15 protein-coding genes and 1 riboswitch are annotated in these 18,294 nt (G+C 69.5%); of the genes, 6 read left to right on the top strand and 9 right to left on the bottom strand.

All coding sequences use genetic code 11. The features are described from left to right. Positions 1-158 precede the first annotated feature (158 nt). Both T336_RS0110345 and T336_RS0110340 read left to right on the top strand, forming a co-directional pair. Positions 159-1,076 (top strand): amino acid ABC transporter substrate-binding protein, encoded by a 918-nt coding sequence (locus tag T336_RS0110345; protein ID WP_026432478.1) that lies wholly within the window; start codon positions 159-161, stop codon positions 1,074-1,076. Then, positions 1,076-2,485 carry an aminotransferase class V-fold PLP-dependent enzyme gene (locus tag T336_RS0110340; protein WP_026432477.1) on the top strand — a complete coding sequence of 470 codons (1,410 nt, stop codon included), beginning with the start codon at positions 1,076-1,078 and terminating at the stop codon, positions 2,483-2,485. The genes T336_RS0110345 and T336_RS0110340 overlap by 1 nt, the downstream gene beginning before the upstream one ends. 26 nt (positions 2,486-2,511) lie before the next feature. Here the strand turns inward: T336_RS0110340 and T336_RS0110335 are convergent, their stop codons facing one another. The 8 genes from T336_RS0110335 to T336_RS0110300 all read right to left on the bottom strand — a co-directional run bounded on the left by T336_RS0110335 (position 2,512) and on the right by T336_RS0110300 (position 9,979). Then, positions 2,512-4,041 (bottom strand): class I adenylate-forming enzyme family protein, encoded by a 1,530-nt coding sequence (locus tag T336_RS0110335; protein ID WP_026432476.1) that lies wholly within the window; start codon positions 4,039-4,041, stop codon positions 2,512-2,514. A 266-nt stretch (positions 4,042-4,307) separates the two neighbouring features. Beyond that, positions 4,308-5,627 (bottom strand): OmpP1/FadL family transporter, encoded by a 1,320-nt coding sequence (locus tag T336_RS0110330; RefSeq protein ID WP_084151401.1) that lies wholly within the window; start codon positions 5,625-5,627, stop codon positions 4,308-4,310. Positions 5,628-5,723: 96 nt separating this feature from the next. Continuing rightward, entirely contained in the window at positions 5,724-6,239 is a 516-nt protein-coding gene (locus T336_RS0110325) for an ureidoglycolate lyase (RefSeq protein ID WP_026432474.1), read from the bottom strand. Next, entirely contained in the window at positions 6,236-6,973 is a 738-nt protein-coding gene (locus tag T336_RS0110320; protein WP_026432473.1) for an amino acid ABC transporter ATP-binding protein, read from the bottom strand. The genes T336_RS0110325 and T336_RS0110320 overlap by 4 nt, the downstream gene beginning before the upstream one ends. After that, the gene (locus T336_RS0110315) at positions 6,960-7,613 is read right to left on the bottom strand and encodes an amino acid ABC transporter permease (RefSeq protein WP_026432472.1); all 654 of its coding nucleotides are present in this window, start codon (positions 7,611-7,613) and stop codon (positions 6,960-6,962) included. Before T336_RS0110315 ends, T336_RS0110320 begins: the two co-directional genes overlap by 14 nt. Continuing rightward, entirely contained in the window at positions 7,610-8,329 is a 720-nt protein-coding gene (locus tag T336_RS0110310) for an amino acid ABC transporter permease (RefSeq protein WP_026432471.1), read from the bottom strand. The genes T336_RS0110315 and T336_RS0110310 overlap by 4 nt, the downstream gene beginning before the upstream one ends. A gap of 61 nt (positions 8,330-8,390) precedes the next feature. After that, a complete protein-coding gene (locus T336_RS0110305; RefSeq protein ID WP_026432470.1) occupies positions 8,391-9,215 on the bottom strand; it encodes a transporter substrate-binding domain-containing protein in 825 nt (274 codons plus the stop codon). Continuing rightward, on the bottom strand, positions 9,212-9,979 hold the full coding sequence (locus T336_RS0110300) for a FadR/GntR family transcriptional regulator (protein ID WP_026432469.1): 768 nt from the start codon (positions 9,977-9,979) through the stop codon (positions 9,212-9,214). Before T336_RS0110300 ends, T336_RS0110305 begins: the two co-directional genes overlap by 4 nt. Positions 9,980-10,225: 246 nt before the next feature. On the opposite strand from T336_RS0110300, the gene T336_RS0110295 reads away from it, so the two are divergent. From T336_RS0110295 to T336_RS0110280, 4 genes are all read left to right on the top strand, one after another. Then, positions 10,226-10,993, top strand: a complete 768-nt coding sequence (locus tag T336_RS0110295; protein ID WP_026432468.1) for a hypothetical protein — start codon at positions 10,226-10,228, stop codon at positions 10,991-10,993. Between the two features lie 52 nt (positions 10,994-11,045). After that, positions 11,046-11,160, top strand: a riboswitch (S-adenosyl-L-homocysteine riboswitch). Positions 11,161-11,216: 56 nt separating this feature from the next. Beyond that, positions 11,217-13,928 carry a methionine synthase gene (gene metH / locus T336_RS25000; RefSeq protein WP_244883913.1) on the top strand — a complete coding sequence of 904 codons (2,712 nt, stop codon included), beginning with the start codon at positions 11,217-11,219 and terminating at the stop codon, positions 13,926-13,928. Positions 13,929-14,094: 166 nt separating this feature from the next. Further along, complete coding sequence (locus T336_RS27120) at positions 14,095-14,271, top strand: hypothetical protein (protein WP_019700131.1); 177 nt, start codon at positions 14,095-14,097, stop codon at positions 14,269-14,271. 101 nt (positions 14,272-14,372) lie between these two features. Then, entirely contained in the window at positions 14,373-16,646 is a 2,274-nt protein-coding gene (locus T336_RS0110280; protein WP_026432467.1) for a phosphocholine-specific phospholipase C, read from the top strand. Between the two features lie 18 nt (positions 16,647-16,664). On the opposite strand, the gene T336_RS0110275 is transcribed toward T336_RS0110280, so the two are convergent. Then, a complete protein-coding gene (locus T336_RS0110275) occupies positions 16,665-18,152 on the bottom strand; it encodes a diguanylate cyclase (protein WP_026432466.1) in 1,488 nt (495 codons plus the stop codon). Between the last annotated feature and the right edge of the window lie 142 nt (positions 18,153-18,294).

The raw sequence follows: 18,294 nt of genomic DNA, 5'->3' as shown, positions 1-18,294 counted from the left end.
GGGTGTCGATTCATCGCTTTTATTCATGCGATTCGAGCACAAAAAATCGCTTTTCGAGAAATGACACGACTCTCACAATGGGCTGCATCCCGGCCGTGGCGCTGACCGCCCGCGGCTTTTCCTCCATCCGCCGCCGCCTTCCTCCAGGAGTGCCCGCCATGACTTCCCGCCGCCTTTTCTCGTCCTCGTCCCTGGCCGCCGTGCTGGGCGCCTGCCTGCTGGCCCACGGCGCCGCCGCCAGCGCGCAGGAGATCGACACGCTGGCACGCATCAAGCAGACCGGGGTGATCCACATCGGCAGCCGCGACAGCTCGATCCCGTTCTCGTACAGCCCCAAGGGCAGCGGCGACCCGGTGGGCTTTTCCAACGACATCTGCCTGAAGATCGTCGATGCGGTGAAGGCCAAGCTGGGCCTGCCGGCGCTGCGCGTGCAATACACCCTGCTCAATTCGCTCAACCGCATTCCGCTGATGCAGAACGGCACGGTGGACCTGGACTGCGCCACCACGACCAATTCCGTGGTGCGCCAGCAGATGGTGGCGTTCGCGCCCAGCCATTTCGTGGCGGGCATCACCGTGGCGGTGAAGAAGAACTCGGGCATCAACTCCCTGTCGGATCTCGCGGGCAAGACGGTGGCCACCGTGGCGGGCAGCACCTCGGTGCAGCTGCTGCGCACCTACAAGCGCGCCGAGGCGCTGGAGGTGCGCGAGCTGAGCGGCAAGGACACGGCCGACGCCTTCCTGCTGCTGGCCAACGGCCGGGCCGACGCCTATGTGCTGGACGACGTGCAACTGGCAGGCCTCATCGCCTCCTCGCCCAACCCGGGCGAATACCGCATGCTGCGCGACGTGGTGCTGCGCCAGGAGCCCTACGGCATCATGTTCCGCAAGAACGACCCGCAGTTCGAGGCGGTGGTGGACGAGACCGTCACCCAGCTCATGAAGAGCGGCGAGATGGAGCGCCTCTACGCCCGCTGGTTCACCCAGCCGATCCCGCCCAACAACGTGAACCTGAACTTCCCGATGACGGACGCCGTGCGCGAGGCCTACCGCAACCCCAGCAAGAAGGGCGTGTGATGGCCGGCCACGACGCGATTTCGGCCCGCTACCCGCAGGGCCTGCTGTTCCCCGAGGCGGTGATGCGCGAGGTGCGGGGCCGCTTCCTGCAGGTGGACCACGACCATGCGGGGCGACCGCGGCTGTATTTCGACAACGCGGGCGGCTCCTTCCGCCTGAAGGCGGCGGTGGAGCGCTTCGCGCAGATCGACGCCGTGCCCGACAACACCGAGCGCATCCACCCCGTGGCGCGCGAGCTGCAGGCCATCCAGGCCACCGGCACCGACGACCTGCGCATGATGCTGAACGCCGAGGGCGGCAGCGTGCATGCCGCGCTCACCGCATCGGGCGCCATGTTCGAGATGGTACGCGCCATCGCGCTGAACGTGCCGGGCACCAACATGGTCACGACCGTGCTGGAGCACCCCTCGTCCTACGACGCCATGGAGCGCTATGCGCGCGAGACCGGGCGCGAACTGCGCGTGGCACCCAGCAACCCGGCCACGGGCGGGGTGGACGTGGACGCCATCGTGCGGCTGGTGGACGAGGGCACGACGCTGCTCAACGTGATCTACGCCTCCAACATCTCTGGCGCCAAGCTGGACCTGGAGCGCATCGTGGCCGCGGCCCGCGCCGTGAAGCCCGACCTCTACATCGTGGTGGATGCCGTGCAGCACGCGCCGCATGGCCTGATCGACCTGCAGAAGACGCCGGTGGACGGCATCAACCTCGCGCCCTACAAGTTCTTCGGCTGCCGGGGCTCCGGCCTGGCCTGGCTGTCGGATCGCGCTGCCGCGCTGCCGCACCACAAGCTCTCGGCCAAGCCGGAGGGCTTCTGGGACCTGGGCAGCTCCTCGCCCTGGCAGTTCGCCGTGGTGACCGAGATCGCCGACTACGTCTGCTGGCTGGGCTGCCAGGCCCTGAAGGAACTGCCGGAACTGGCCGCCGCGCTGGACGCGGGCGCGGATGCCGGCGAGCCGCCGCGCCGGGCCCTGTTCGCGGCCGGCATCGAGCGCATCATGCTGCATGAGCGCGCCCTGCTGGCGCGCCTGCTGGACGGTGATGGCGATGGATATGGCGATGGAGATGGCGGCGCCCGCCGCGGCCTGCGCGGCATGCCCGGCGTGCAGGTGTTCCTGGACCACCCGGACCTCACCCTGCGCGACCTCATCATCGCCATCGGCATCGACGGCGTGGACTGCACCCAGGCCGTGCACGAATACGGACTGCGCGGCGTGACGGTCTATGAGCGCAGCGTGGCGAGCCTGTATTCGCGGCGCATGCTCGAATCCTTCGGCCTCACGGGCGCGGTGCGCGTGTCGCCGCTGCACTGCAATACGGCGCAGGACGTGGATGCGTTCCTGCGGGTGACGGAGGACATCGTGCGGGCGCATGCGGCCCCGGCGGCGGCCATAGCTGCAGCGGCCTGAGCGGGCCCGCGCCACCAGCGGGCGGGTCAGCGCGGCGCGTCCGCGCCCAGGGCACGCAGGTAGTCGCCCGCCAGCTGCTTGCGGCTGAGCTTGCCGGCCGAGCTCATGGGAATGCGATCGACGAACAGGTACTGGCGCGGGTGCTTGTATTCGGCGATCAGGTCGGTGAGGTGGTCCTTCAAGGCCTGCTCGGGAATGGGGCCGCCGGTCGCGGTGCGCAGCATCGCCACGGCGCGTTCGCCGGTCACCGGGTCGGGAATGCCGAAGACCACGGCCTCGGCCACGGCGGGCAGCTTCAGCAGCGCCTGCTCGACTTCCAGCGGCGAGATCGGGTAGCCGTCGGACTTCAGCTGGTCCTTCTCGCGGCCGTCGATGAGATAGCAGCCGCCCTCCTGCCGCCGCACCAGGTCGCCCGTGCCGAGCCAGCGGTCCGCCGGCAGCCGGTCGGGCGCCCGGCCGTTCCACAGCCCCAGGGTGTTGGCCGGCGAGCGCGCCAGCAGCTCGCCGGTGCCGGCCTGCTGCACGTCCACCCCGGGCAGCGGCCAGCCGATCGAGGGCTGCACGGTCGCGCCGACATCGGGCTGGCAGAAGATGGGGCCGCCGGACTCGGTCATGCCGTAGGTGGTGCGCAGCGCGCAGCCCCACTGCGCCCGCCAGGCCTGGCCGAGTTCGGGCGGGCACAGGTCGCCGCCGGCCACGCAGAAGGTGTGCGCCAGGGCGGCGTGATCCGGCCCGCCGGCCTGCTGCGCGCAGGCCAGCAGGTTCTTGAAGTGCGAGGGCGTGCCTTTGAGAAAGCTCAGTGGCTGCCGCTGCAGCAGGGCGAGGGTGGTGTCCGCCGACAGCGTGGGCAGCAGGGCGACCGCGCGCCCCAGGCGGTGCGCGGCGAGGATCATCAGGATGCTCCAGGGCACGATGGCGTCCAGCATGGAATGCACCGCGCCCGTACCCGCCACGCCCTGCGCCGCAGGCGGCGGCATGGTCGCGAGCATCAGCTCGACCGCCGCGGCCAGCGTGGCCTGCGAATGCACCACGCCCTTGGGCGTGCCGGTGGTGCCGGACGTGTAGAAGATGGAAGCGAGCGCATCGGGCGCAACGCCCGGCGTGGCCGGCCCGGCCGACGCGGGCAACGCGGACCAGGGCTGGAAGATGCCCGACAGCAGCGGGCCGCCATCGACGATCCAGGCGCGCTCGATGGCGGCGTGGCGCCCGATCATCGCGGCATGGCGGGCATGGTTCTCGTGGTCGCCCACGTAGTAGCGCGCGCCGCTGTGGGCCAGCAGATGGTCGATCTCGCCGGAAACGAGCCGCTGGTGCAGCGGCACGATCACCGCGCCGGCCCCGAGGCAGGCGTAGTACAGGGCCACCAGTTCCAGGCGGTTGCCCAGATGGATGGCGATGCGGTCGCCGGGCTCCACGCCCGACCGGCGCAGGCCGGCGGCGACTTGGCCGACCAGTTGCGCCAGTTCCCGGTACGGCACGCGGCGTTCGTCTTCCACCACCGCCAACGCGTCCGGGCGTTGCGCGGCCACTTCGAGGAATTCGGTCAGCAAGCTCATCTCAGGTCGCACCTTTCTCTTTTCTTCAAGCCAGCGCGCAGGACGCCAGGGGCAGGCCGCGCTGCGCAGTGCAGCTCGCCGGCGAAAGGAAGAGGAGAAAGAAAGACGGAGTGGCGGCAGCCGACACCGACGCGCCCCGCTCGCCGCACGAGCCCGGAGCGCGCCATGGTACTCAGGGAGTGTTCAGCGCGGCTGACAAAACCAGCGAAGCCGTGCTGGGCTTTGGCGGCGCGCCCATCGAGGCCGCAAGGGCGGTGTCGGCGCTCTCAGAAAGTCCAGCCCAGCGCCACGCCGAACAGCGTTTCCTTCAAGCGCACGTCGGCATTGCCGCCGCCGAAGCCGGCCGGCGGATTGCCGGGCGGGATGGAGCCGTTGCCGCGCACCGTCTTGCCGAACGCATGGGCGGCGTAGCCGGTCACTTCCAGCCCGCTGTCGGTCTTCCAGGTGGCGCCCAGGGTCAGGTGGTCCTGCACCACGCCGGGTGCCAGCACGTTCAGGAAGGTCTCGCTGGACGGCACCGGCTGCGTGGCATGGCTGATGCCGCCGCGCAGCGTGAGCGTGGGCGACACCTGGTAGGCCACGGCCAGCTTGACCACGTTGACGTCGCGCCAGCCGAAGCCCGGCCCGCCGGCCGCGCCCAGCGGCACGCCGCGCAGCAGCGGCGCGAGCGGGTTGCCCACGGCGGCGACCCGGCTGTAGCGGATGCGCTGCAGGTCGGCACCCAGCGTCCAGGCACCGTTCGGGCGCCAGGCGATGCCGATGCCGTAGTTCTCGGGCACGTCGAAGCGGCCGCCGTCGGCGAAGAGGCCGCGGTAGTCGTCGAACTTTCCGCGGATCTTCGAGGCCCAGGTGGCGCCCAGCGTCACGCCCGAGGCCACGGTGCCCGTCCAGCCCAGGCGCAGGCCGGCGCCCAGGCTGCTGTCGGTGCCCTGGTCGCTCACCTGCTGCGGCGCGGACGAGAAGCCCGAGAAGATGCCCACGCCCTTGGCCGAGAAGCGCTGGTAGGCCAGGTTCAGCCCCAGGCCGAAGCTGTGCTGCGGGTTGGGCTTCCACGCGACCGAGGGCGTGATGAAGAGCTGTTCCAGGTTCACGCCGGCCCGGCCCTGGGCGCCGAAGCGGCCGTAGGGGTTGCGTTCGTAGTCGGTGTTCATGCCGCCGTTGCCGTAGGCCGCGATGCCTACGCCCCACTGGTCCGAGAGCTGGCGGGTGATGCCGAATTCGGGCACGAGGAAGGTCTTGCGGCCGTTGCCGTCGTAGGTGTCGTCCGGGCCGAAGGCGTTGCCCGTGATGCGGGCGCTGCGGCGCGGCAGGAACACGCTGGCGCCGGCATCCACGCGGTCTCCCACCAGGGCGGTGTTGGCGGGGTTGGTGGCCGCCGCCAGCGCGTCCTGCCCCCAGGCGATGCCCACGCCCGCCTGGCCCAGCCCCTTGGCGCCGTAGCCGTGGGAGAAGTAGCCATTGGTGGCATGGGCGGCAACGGGCCACAGCAAGGTGGGGCCAGCGGCGGAGAGCAGCAGTGCCGCGGTGTGCAGGCTGCGGCGGGCAAGGCGATGGGAGGAAGTGCGGTGCTTCGATGCGGTGGGCATGGCAGGCGGGACGGCTGAAGGTCGAAGCCTGCATACTGAAGACGCTGCCGCGTATCGGCTACGAAAGAAGCCGCATATCGATAGTCGCGTGCCGCATTACCGGCCGCAGTGCACTCCCCAGCCGTCGATGCGCACCACGTCGCAATCCGCTTCTGCCGCGATGCGGTCGGCCACCAGCCAGGGGCCGGCCTGCAGCGACAGCAGCGGGTGGTGCCACACCCCGGGCGCCAGCTGCAGCCCCTGCCGGCCATCGGTGACGAAGGCGCGCAGGTGCTCCGGGCCCAGCGCCTCGGGTGCGATGCCCGCATCGGCCACCACGGCCACCAGTTGCAGCGCGGCGCCGAAGGGCGCGAAGGACTGGCTGCCCAGCCGGTGCCGCTCCATCAGCGTGAGCCGCGCGGGCAGCGCGGTGGCGGCGGCATCGAACAGGCTGAAGGCCACGGCGCCGGGTTCGGCAGCGACGGGCCGGGCCAGGTCGTGGTGGCGCATGCAGCGGCCCTCGTTGATGGAGATCTGCCGGGTGCCGCTGCCGCCCAGCGCGATCACCTGGCCGTAGGGCGCGAAGGCTTCGGCGGTGAGGGGCTGCACCGGCAGCACCACGCCCCCGCTCATTGCACCGCGCCGATGAAGCCGGCCAGTTCCGGCGTGCTCGGGTTGGCGAACAATTCCTTGGCAGGCCCGCATTCGTGCACGCGGCCCTGGTGCATGAATACCAGCTGGTCGCCCACGTCGCGCGCGAAGCGCATTTCGTGGGTGACCATGATGAGCGTCATGCCCTCGGTGGCCAGCTGCTTGACCACGGCCAGCACTTCGTTGACCAGCTCCGGGTCCAGCGCCGAGGTGATCTCGTCGCACAGCAGCACCTTGGGCTGCATGGCCAGGGCGCGGGCGATGGCCACGCGCTGCTGCTGGCCGCCGCTGAGCTGGTCGGGGTAGGCGTCGTACTTCTCGGCCAGGCCCACCTTGGCGAGCATCTCGCGGGCCAGTTGCCGTGCCTCGGCCTTCTTCACGCCCTTGACCACCACGGGCGAGAGCGCCACGTTCTCGCCCGCCGTGAGGTGCGGGAACAGGTTGAACTGCTGGAACACCATGCCCACGTTCAGGCGCAGCGCGCGCAGCTGCGCGGGCGTGGCCTGCGACCCCTTGAGCACGGCGTCATCGACGACGATCTGGCCGTCGTTGATCGATTCCAGCCCGTTGATGGAGCGCAGCAGCGTGCTCTTGCCCGAGCCGCTGCGGCCGATGATGGCGACGACCTGGCCGCTTTCGACGCGCAGGTCCACGCCCTTGAGCACATGGTTGTCACCGTAGTATTTGTGTACGGCGCAGACGTCAACGAGCGGCATAGAGTTTCTTCTCCAGATGGGATGCACAGGCGGACAGCGGCCAGCACAGCAGGAAGTAGCCGGCGGCGACGAGCCCGTAGATGAGGAAGGGCTGGAAGGTGGCGTTGGCCAGCATGGAGCCGAGCTTGGTGAGGTCCTCGAAGCCGATGATCGAGGCCACGGCCGTGCCCTTGACGATCTGCACCGAGAAGCCCACGGTGGGCGCGATGGCCAGGCGCACGGCCTGCGGCAGCACCACGTGGCGCATCTGCTGGAAGTAGCCCATGGCGAGGCTGGACGATGCCTCCCACTGCCCGCGCGGGATGGCCTGCACGCAGCCGCGCCAGACTTCGGCCAGGTAGGCGCTGGTGTAGAGCGTGAGGCCGATGGCGGCGGCCGTCCAGGGCGATACGTCCAGGCCCGCCATGGAGGCGCCGAAGAACACCAGGAACATCTGCATGAGCAGCGGCGTGTTCTGGAAGACCTGGATATAGGTGCGGCTCACGCGCTGCAGGCCGGGGTGGCGGCCCACGCGGGCGAACAGCACGGCCAAGCCGGCCGCGCCGCCCAGCGCGAAGGCCATGAGCGACAGCAGCAGGGTGGCCCAGAGGCCTTCGGCCAGCTTGAGCAGGATGGGCAGCAGGGGAATGTCGGCGATCATGCGGCGTCTCCGGCCGGCGCGGCGGCGGGGCGGGGCGTGGACGTGGCCGGCGCGCGGCGCGCCACGATGACGTGCTGCCCGATCCAGGCCAGCGCCTGGCGCAGCAGCAGGGCCAGCGCGAAGTAGAGCGCCGTCACCACGATATAGGTCTCGAACGCGCGGAAATTGCGCGACTGGATGAAATTGGCGGCGAAGGTCAGGTCCTGCGCCGCGATCTGCGACACCACCGAGGTGCCCAGCATCACGATGACGATCTGGCTGCTGAGCGCGGGCCACACCTTCTGCAGCGCGGGCCGCAGCACAACGTGCCGGAAGCACGCCCAGCGGCTCATGCCGAGGGCGCTGGCGGCCTCCAGCTGGCCGCGCGGCGTTTCCTGGATGCCGGCGCGCACGATCTCCGTGAGGTAGGCGCCCAGGTTGACCACCGTGGTCAGCAGGCAGGCCTGCCATTCATTGAGCTGCAGGCCCAGCGAGGGCAGGCCGAAGAACACGAACATCAGCTGCACCAGGAAGGGCGTGTTGCGGATGGCCTCCACGTACAGCTTGAACAGCCAGTTCAGCGGCGCGATGCGCCACGCGCGGCAGACGCCGCCGGCCACGCCGATGATGCCGCCCAGCACGGCGCCGGCTGTGGTCAGCCCCAGCGTGAACGCGGCGCCCTGCGCCAGCTGGCCGCTGTAGTCGAAGACGGCGCCGAAGTCGAATGCATATGCCATGGAGGCCTTCTTGTGCTCTTGGTCCGTTCAACAAGCCTTGCGGATGCAGCGGTCCGGTGGATTACATCTTGGCCGGCAGGGGCATCTTCATCCACTGCTCGGACATCTTGTTCAACTGGCCGTCGGCCTTGGCCTTGGTGATGATCGCGTCCACCTTCTGCAGCAGCGCGTCCTCGCCCTTGGCGACGCCCACGTAGCAGGGCGTGTCTTCCACTGCGAACTTGGCGTCCAGCTGGCGCAGCTTGGTGCGCTCGTTCACGGCATTGGCGACGATGTTGCCCAGCGTCACCAGCTGCACCTGGCCGGTCAGGTAGCTCTGCGCCGTGGCGTTGTTGTCTTCGTAGCGCTTGATGGTGGCCGATGCGGGAGCCAGCTTGGTCAGCGACAGGTCTTCGGTGGAGCCGCGCGTCACGCCGATGGTCTTGCCCGCCAGGTCGGCCGGGCCCTTGATGGCGGCTTCCTTGGGGCCGTAGACGCTCTTGGGGAAGGGCGCGTAGGCCTGGGTGAAGTCGATCACCTTGGCGCGCTCGGCGTTCTTGCCCAGGCTGGAGATCACCAGGTCGGCCTTGCCGGTGGTCAGGTAGGGAATGCGGTTGGTGCTGGTGACGGGCACCAGTTCCAGCTTCACGCCCAGCTCCCTGGCCACCAGGTTCGCCATGTCGATGTCGTAGCCCTGCAGCTTCAGGTCGGTGCCCAGCGAGCCGAAGGGCGGGAAGTCCTGCGGAATGGCGACGCGGACCACGCCGGCCTTCTGGATGTTGGCCAGCACGTCGGCCCGGGCGGACGCCGCGCCGCCCAGGGCTGCGGCCGCGAAGGCAGTGGCGGCCAGCAGGGCGCGGAGGGCGCCCCGGCGGGCGGTCGAGGGGGAAGTGGCGGTGCGGATCATTGGAAAACTCCTTCGGGGAACGGGGGAGAGGGGGGAACGAGGCGAAAGGAAACCGGCGTGCCGGCCGCAGGCGGCTCCGGCGCATCCATGTCGATGCCGCCGCGGCGCGCCGCCGACAGCAGGTGGGCGTGCATGGCCTGGGCGCTGGCGGCGGCATCGCCCGCGCGCAGCGCCTGCACGATGGCGTCGTGCTCGCGCGCGGGCTCGTCGTCGGCGCCCGTGCGGGCGAACGGCAGGCGCAGGCTGTGCGCGATGGCCGGTTCCAGCTGCCGGGCCATGGCGACCAGGCCGGGGTTGCCCGACAGCTGTGCCAGCAGCAGGTGGAAGTGCAGGTCCGCCTCGGCGGCGCTCAGCAGGTCGTTGCGGCGCAGCGCGTCGGACTGCTGCTGTTGCAGCCACTGCAGCTGGTGGTGCGCGCCCGCGTCGGCGCGGCCGGCCGCCAGGGCCGTCCATCCGGGCTCCAGCACCAGCCGCAGCTCGATCAGCTGGCGCGGCGAGAGGGTGCCCATCTCGGGCGTGGCGAAGGCGCGGTGCGTGCGCTCGCCGCTGGCATGCGGGCCCCGCACCATCACGCCGCGGCCGGGCAGGATGTCCACCAGCCCCAGCGTCTCCAGCACCGACAGCGCCTCGCGCAGCGAGGCCCGGCTGATGCCCAGGCGCTGCGCCAGTTCGCGCTGCGCGGGCAGCGGGCTGCCGCTGGCGTAGTGGCCGCTCAGGATCTGCTGCTGCAGCGTCTGCGCGACGGAGGAGGGGATGCGGTGCATGGGTTCGGTGGTCCGGTGGCCTGACAGGTCAGACCAGTGCCCGGGTCAAAGCGATTTGCATGCCAGACTCAAAAACAGGAGCATGAAAGCATTGCCTGGCCAGGAGAGTTCCCGGTTGAACCGACCAGCTTCCGCAGCAGGGCGGTGCCCGCCGCGCCGTGCCCCGTCCGGGGGTGCCTGCATTTGGTGCGCTGCAGCACGGCGCCGGGCAGAAGGCGCCCGGCGCCTGCCCATAATCCGGACGTGATGACGAAGGCCGACTCCCCTTTTTCCCGCCGCTGCCTGCTGGGGCAGGGCTGTGCGCTGGCCGGCGCGCTGCTGGCCGGATGCGGGACGCCGGCCCACACCGAGCGCGGCGAGGTGCAGGCCGCCGACATCGAGCCCACCGAGCTGGCGCAGTCCGACGTGAACCGCATGGCCACGCTGGGCATGCGCGCCAACCTGGACAGCCTCTACCTGCTGATGGACAAGCTCTACCGCCGCAACCCGGCCGAGTGGCGCAAGGGCCAGGCACCGGACCAACTGCCGGGCCGCATTCTGGCCGGCCAGCGCGTGCGCGACGCCATCGAGCAGCGCCAGCCCTGGGCGCCGCTGCAGGGGCGCCGCGACATCGCCGCGCTGGCCTTCTCGCTCAGCCCCGAGTTCACGGGCGACCGGGTGGCCGCGGTCATCCACGCCACGGCCGACATGATCGTCACCGCCCACGGCGGCAAGACCCGCTTCTTCCTGATCGACGGGCTGGACGCGCAACACCTCTACAACGCCGCGCGCAACGTGGAGATCGCCGTCTGGCTCATCGCCCAGCGGCAGGGCCCCGACGGCCGGCCTCTGCTGCTGGCCGACGAGATGGCGCCCGGCGTGCGCAACGTGAGCTTCGAGCGCGAGTTCGGCAAGATCATCGCGCGGCTCGACCTGCTGGCCGCCGTGGTCGCCGAGAAGTACCGCCGCGCCGCCATCAGCTACGTGCAGAACCTGGTGGGCGGCACCTTCCTGCAGTTCCTGCCCGTGCGCTAGGCGAAGAGGCCTCCCCGGCGGCGCACCGCCGTCCCCGTTTAAAATCTGCCCGCCCTCCGAGGAGCGTTGCAGCGGCCCGTCCGCCGGCGTCGGTCACGACCGCCGCGGGCGCGCCGTCAGGCTCGGAGCCCGTGCCGAAGATTCGATGCCAACGACGCTCACCTGTCCTTTCCCACCGTCCGCGCAGGTGAGCCCCATGTCCGCCCCCCATTCCCTTCCTCCCATGAAGCTGTCCGGCCTGGAGCCGGTCTCCATCGGCGAGGGCACGCTGTTCGTCAACATCGGCGAGCGCACCAACGTGACGGGCTCCAAGGCCTTCGCGCGCATGATCCTCAACGGCCAGTACGAAGAGGCCCTGGCCGTGGCGCGCCAGCAGGTGGAGAACGGCGCCCAGGTCATCGACATCAACATGGACGAGGCCATGCTCGACAGCAAGGCGGCCATGGTGCGCTTCCTGCAGCTCATCGCCTCCGAGCCCGACATCGCCCGCGTGCCCATCATGGTGGACTCCTCCAAATGGGACGTGATCGAGGCCGGCCTGCGCTGCATCCAGGGCAAGGGCATCGTCAACTCCATCTCCATGAAGGAGGGGGTGGAAAAATTCAAGCACGAGGCGCGCCTGGTCAAGCGCTACGGCGCCGCCGCCGTGGTCATGGCCTTCGACGAGGTCGGCCAGGCCGACACCTACGCGCGCAAGATCGAGATCTGCGAGCGCGCCTACCGCGTGCTGGTCGATGAAGTGGGCTTTCCGCCCGAGGACATCATCTTCGATCCCAACATCTTCGCGGTGGCCACCGGCATCGAGGAGCACAACAACTACGCGGTGGATTTCATCGAGGCCACGCGCTGGATCAAGCAGAACCTGCCGGGCGCCAAGGTGTCGGGCGGCGTCTCCAACGTCTCCTTCAGCTTCCGCGGCAACGACCCGGTGCGCGAGGCCATCCACACCGTGTTCCTCTACCACGCCATCGCAGCGGGCATGGACATGGGCATCGTCAACGCCGGCATGGTGGGCGTCTACGATGACCTGGAGCCCACCCTGCGCGAGCGCGTGGAGGACGTGGTGCTCAACCGCCGCCCCGACGCGGGCGAGCGCCTGGTCGAGATCGCAGAGACCGCCAAGAGCGGCGCCAAGGACGAGAGCAAGAAGCTCGAATGGCGCGGCACGCCCGAGCACCCCAAGACCGTGGGCGAGCGCCTCTCACATGCGCTGGTGCACGGCATCACCGACTTCATCGTGGAAGACACGGAAGAGGCCTACCAGGAGATCCTGGCCAAGGGCGGCCGCCCGCTGCACGTGATCGAAGGCCCGCTCATGGACGGCATGAACGTGGTGGGCGATTTGTTCGGCGCGGGCAAGATGTTCCTGCCCCAGGTGGTCAAGAGCGCGCGCGTGATGAAGTCCGCCGTGGCCCACCTGATCCCCTACATCGAGGAAGAAAAGCGCCAGGACGAGCTCGCCGGCCGCGATGTGCGCAGCAAGGGCAAGATCGTCATCGCCACCGTGAAGGGCGACGTGCACGACATCGGCAAGAACATCGTCACCGTGGTCCTGCAGTGCAACAACTTCGAGGTGGTGAACATGGGCGTGATGGTCCCGTGCCACGAGATCCTGGCCCGCGCCAAGGTCGAGGGCGCGGACATCGTGGGCCTGTCGGGCCTCATCACGCCCAGCCTGGAAGAGATGCAGTACGTGGCCGGCGAGATGCAGAAGGACGAGCACTTCCGCGTCAAAAAGATCCCGCTGCTGATCGGCGGCGCCACCTGCTCGCGCGTGCACACAGCCGTCAAGATCGCGCCGCACTACGAAGGCCCCGTCGTCTATGTGCCCGATGCGTCCCGCAGCGTGAGCGTGGCGCAGAGCCTGCTGGGCGACGGCGCGCAGAGCTACGTCGATGAGCTGAACGCCGACTACGACAAGGTCCGCACCCAGCACGCCAACAAGAAGCAGACGCCCATGTGGCCGCTGGCCAAGGCCCGCGCCAACCGCACGCCGGTCGATTTCAGCACCTACCAGCCCCCGAAGCCCCGCCTGCTGGGCCGGCGCGTGTTCAAGAACTTCGACCTCACCGAGCTGGCGAAGTACATCGACTGGGGCCCGTTCTTCCAGACTTGGGACCTCGCAGGCCCGTACCCCGCCATCCTCACCGACGAGATCGTGGGCGAGCAGGCGCAGCGCGTGTTCGCCGACGGCCAGGCCATGCTGAAAAAGCTGATCGAGGGCCGCTGGCTCAGCGCGAGCGGTGTGCTCGCGCTCTACCCCGCCAACAGCGTGGGCGACGACATCGAGTTCTACACCGACGAATCGCGCACCGAAGTCGCCATGACCTGGTACGGCCTGCGCCAGCAGACCGAGAAGCAGGTGATCGACGGCGTGACCCGCCCCAGCCGGTGCCTGGCCGACTTCGTGGCACCGAAGGAGAGCGGCATCGCCGACTACGCCGGCCTCTTCGCCGTCACGGCCGGCCTGGGTGTGGAGAAGAAGGAACAGGCCTTCATCGACGCGCTGGACGACTACTCCGCCATCATGCTCAAGAGCCTGGCCGACCGCCTGGCCGAAGCCTTCGCCGAATGCCTGCACCAGCGCGTGCGCACCGACCTCTGGGGCTACGCCGCCGGCGAAGCCCTGAGCAACGACGACATGATCGCCGAGAAGTACCAGGGCATCCGCCCCGCGCCCGGCTACCCGGCCTGCCCGGACCACAGCGCCAAGACCGACCTCTTCCGCGTGCTGCAGTGCGAGGAGATCGGCATGGGCCTCACGGAAAGCCTGGCCATGACCCCTGCCGCTAGCGTGAGCGGCTTCTACATCGGCCACCCCGAGAGCACGTACTTCAACGTCGGCAAGATCGGCGAGGACCAGCTGCACGACATGGCCGAGCGGCGGGGGATGGACGAGAAGGTGCTGGAGCGGTTGCTGGCGCCGAATCTCTGATTTGCGTACTGCCCCGGAAAAGACGAAGGCCCCGCATGCGGGGCCTTTTTGCTTTGTGGCGCTTGGGTACGGCGAACCGCCCGTAACCGCCGTGTTACCCAAACGTCACTCCCACGCAATAGTCGGCGAGAAGAATGCCAAGCCTCTCCATTCCTCTCCCCACGACATGACCTCGCATCCACGGCCCACCGTGCCGTCCCTCCTCGGCCGCTCCCTGCTGGCCGCCTGCACGCTCGCGTTCGGCTTGCTGCTGGCCGGCTGTGGCGGCTCCGGTTCCGATTCCGCGAACAGCTTCGTCGCCCACTGCGGCAACCCCGACACGCACTGCGCGCCCAAGCCCTGAGCCGGGCCCGCGGGCGCTACGGCACCCATCCTGCCCCGCGCTCGCCGCACCGCCGCGCGCGCATGCCGCGCCTTTCTTCGGACAACAAACACTCCTCCAACATGACCGTCGATTCCTCCAAACGCAAGTTCCTCTCCGGCGTGCTCGGCACCGGAGCGGCCGCTGCCACGCTGTCCGCGTTTCCGCCCGCCATCCGGCGCGCCCTCGCCATCGAGGCGAACAACGCCACCGGCACCATCCAGGACGTGCAGCACGTGGTGCTGCTGATGATGGAAAACCGCTCCTTCGACAGCTATTTCGGCACCTTCAAGGGCGTGCGCGGTTTCGGCGACCGCTTCGCCGTGCCCTCGCAGTACGGCCGCAACGTCTTCTACCAGGCCTACACCAAGACCACGCCCGCCAGCACCTATGTGCCCTTCCGGCTGGACGAGGCCCAGGGCAACGCCCAGCGCGCCGGCAGCACGCCGCACACCTGGGTGGATTCGCAGGCGGCCTGGGACCACGGGCGCATGTCGCGCTGGCCCGATGCGAAGCTGCCCCTCTCGATGGGCTACTACGAGACGGCCGAGGTGTCGTTCCAGCGCGCGCTGGCCGATGCCTTCACGCTGTGCGACCACTACCACTGCGGCATGCACACGGGCACCATCGCCAACCGGCTCTTCTACTGGACGGGCACCAACGGGCCGAACGGCGTCAGCCCCATCGACGGCACGCGCGTGAACGTGGCGGGCCTGAACAACCAGTTCAACGCGGGCAACGACATCGGCGCATCCACCGACGGCTGGACCTGGACCACCTACGCCGACCGGCTGCAGAAGGCGGGCGTGTCCTGGAAGGTCTACCAGAGCCTGATCGACAACTTCGGCTGCAACGAGATGATGGGCTTCCGCCACTGGCGCGCCGAGATCGAGAAGATGCCCGCGGACCGCAAGCCCCTCTACGTGGCCAAGACCGACATCACGCAGCCGCAGGGCCTGGCCGGCCCGACCTACGACCCGGCCATCGACGATGCCTTGAGCCCGCTGGCCAAGGGCTTCGGCAACACCATGCCGCTGGGCTTCCTGGAAACATTCCGCGACGACATCGGCAACGGCCGCCTGCCAGCCGTGTCGTGGATCATCGCGCCCTCGGTCTATAGCGAGCACCCCGGCCCGTCGAGCCCCGCGCAGGGCGGCTGGTACGTGCAGGAGGTGCTGGACGCGCTCACCGCCAACCCGGACGTGTGGAGCAAGACGGTGCTGCTCATCAACTACGACGAGAACGACGGCTTCTTCGACCATCTGCCATCGCCCGCCGTGCCTTCGCGCAACGCGGATGGCAGCCTGGCCGGCGCCTGCACGCTGTCTGCCGCCGACGTGGCCGTGGAATACCACGACTTCCAGCCCGCCACCCCCAGCCAGCCACCGGCCGACGGCAAGCCCTACGGCCCCGGCCCGCGCGTGCCGATGTGGATCGTCTCGCCCTGGAGCCGCGGCGGCTGGGTGAACTCGCAGGTGTTCGACCACACCTCCACGCTCATGTTCCTGGAGAAGCGCTTCGGCGTGGCCGAGCCGCAGATCAGCGCCTACCGTCGCGCGGTGTGCGGCGACCTGACCAGCTGCTTCAACTTCGTCAACCCGAACACCGAGACCCTGCCCACGCTGGCCGGCCGCACCAGCAAGACGGCCGTGGACGCACGCATCGCCGCGCAGGTGCAGGCCCCCAAGTTGCCCCAGCCCGCCGCGGCCACGGACACGGCCCTGCCGGTGCAGGCGACGGGCGTGCGGCCTTCGCGCGCACTGCCCTACGAACTGCACGCCACGGCCCAGGCGAATGCCGGCGCGGGCACGGTGACGCTGCTCTTCGCCAACACGGCCAAAGCCGGCAGCCCCGCCGCGGTGTTCCATGTCTATGACAGGAAGCACCTGGACGCGATCCCGCGCCGCTACGTGGTCGAGGCCGGCAAGACGCTGAACGGTGTCTGGAACGCGGCGGCCGACGGCGGCGCCTACGACCTGTGGGTGCTGGGCCCCAACGGCTTCCACCGCGCCTTCGCGGGCGACCTCGCGCAGCAGGCTGCCGCCGGCATGCCCGAGGTGCAGGTCTGTTATGAACTGTGCGACCCGCCGCAGGTGCGCGTGAAGCTCTACAACCGCGGCACCGCGGCCATCGGCTTCACCGCCGAGGCACGCGCCTACCGCGCCGACGGCCCCTGGACGCGCACCGTGCAGCCGGGCGCGGTGGAGGAACTGGCCTGGGCCCTGGGCGACAGCGGCAACTGGTACGACTTCACCGTGCGCTGCAGCGCGGCCCCGGCCTTCGTGCGGCGCTTCGCTGGCCGCGTCGAAACGGGCCGGGATTCCGTTTCCGATCCGGCGATGGGGCAAGGGGCCTGAGGACGGCGCGCGGGGCGGTCACCGCTGCGACGCCATGTCGGGCGGTGCCTGTTCCGCCGCCTGCACGTTCTCCGCCATGGCGAACCCGCCCCCGCGCCGCTTGGCGATGTACATCGCCTGGTCGGCGCAATGCACCACCTCGGCCCCGTGGCGGGAGTGCCCCGGCGCGAAGGCGATACCGATGCTGGTGCCCACCTCGGCGGCCAGGCCGGGTTTCAGGGGAATGGGCTGGCGCACCACCTCCACGATGGCGGTGGCGATGTGGGACAGCGTCTGCGGGTCGTCGGTGCGCACGAGGATCGCGAACTCGTCGCCGCCCAGCCGGGCCAGCGTGTCGGACGCGCGGATGATCTTCTGGATGCGGGACGCAGCCTCCTTCAGCACCACGTCGCCCGCGTCATGCCCGTACGTGTCGTTGACGAACTTGAACTTGTCGAGGTCCATCAGCATGACGGAGAAGCCCGCGCCCGACCTCTGCAGGTCCTGCTCGGCGCGCCGCAGCCGGGCCTCGAAGGTGCGGCGGTTGGCGAGCCCGGTGAGCGCATCCTTCTGTGCCACGTCCTCCAATGGCGTCACCACGCGGCTGGCGACCACCTTGACCGCGATGATGGACACCAGCGCGCTCATCAGCACGCTCACGGCGTACAGCGCCTCCAGCTTGAGGAACGGCGACATGACCGGTGCGAACGGCTTGGCCACCATGGCGCTGACAGGCTGCGGGCCGGAATCGTCCAGCGTGATGACCTTGACGCGGTAGCCGGCACCGTCGGCATCACTGGCGGAGAAGGGCGCCGGGTCCCTGGCGTTCCGGCCGATGGGATCCATGGAGATCGACTCCGGCAGGGTGCTCGCATAGACGGTGTAGTGGCCCTTTTCGTCATGGGAGACGAAGGCCATTTGCAGCTGCGTCATGCGTGCGAATTGCTGTGCGCCCGCGGGCGTGATCCGGAAGGCCAGGTAGATGTGCGCCACCGGCACGGGAGCCCGCACGGTCACCTTGACCCAGTTGTGCAGCACGGGCTTGCCGTCTTCGCCGTTCATGGTGCGCATGTTGCGGCTCGCTTCGCGGACGCTTCCCACCAGCATCTCCAGCCGGTGGTCCAGCGCCGCGTCCCGCTCGCGCAGGAATCCGGACACGGACGAGCGTGCCCGCAGCGTGCCGTCCAGGTCCGTGAGCACGATCAGTTCGGCGCCGGTCCGCGCCAGCTGGTTGTAGAGCGCCGACTCCACCGTGTCCCGGTTGGTCTCGTTGAAGATGATGTTCTGCAGGCCGTAGTCCCTGGAGATCAGTTCGGAGGCCACCCGCCGGGATTCGCGCCGCATCGCGGCCGTGTACTCGAAGGTCTGCGCGCCCGCCTCCAGTGCGGCATCCACGCTGTTCATGGCGATCCGCCGGTTGGAAAAATGCAGGAAGACGAAGGCCACCACCTGCGCGGCGATCAGCGTCAGCGCGAGCAGGGCCAGGAAACGGCCCGACGATGCGGATGGCAGGAAATCCCTCTTCATGCGTGCTCTTTTTCTGCAAGGCGCGGGCAATCGTGCTCCATGGGCAGGGCGGCGCCCGCCGATGGTGCCCTGCCTGATCTCTTTTCTCCAATCCCCTGCGCCCCATGATGCCCGTCTTTGGCCCATCCGTGCAATGGCCTGC

The organism is Paracidovorax oryzae ATCC 19882 (assembly GCF_000687165.1).
In the GTDB taxonomy this organism is placed as follows: Bacteria; Pseudomonadota; Gammaproteobacteria; order Burkholderiales; family Burkholderiaceae_C; genus Paracidovorax; species Paracidovorax oryzae.
Note: the sequence above shows the minus strand (reverse complement) of the source record. Positions and strands in the feature narration are given on the sequence as shown.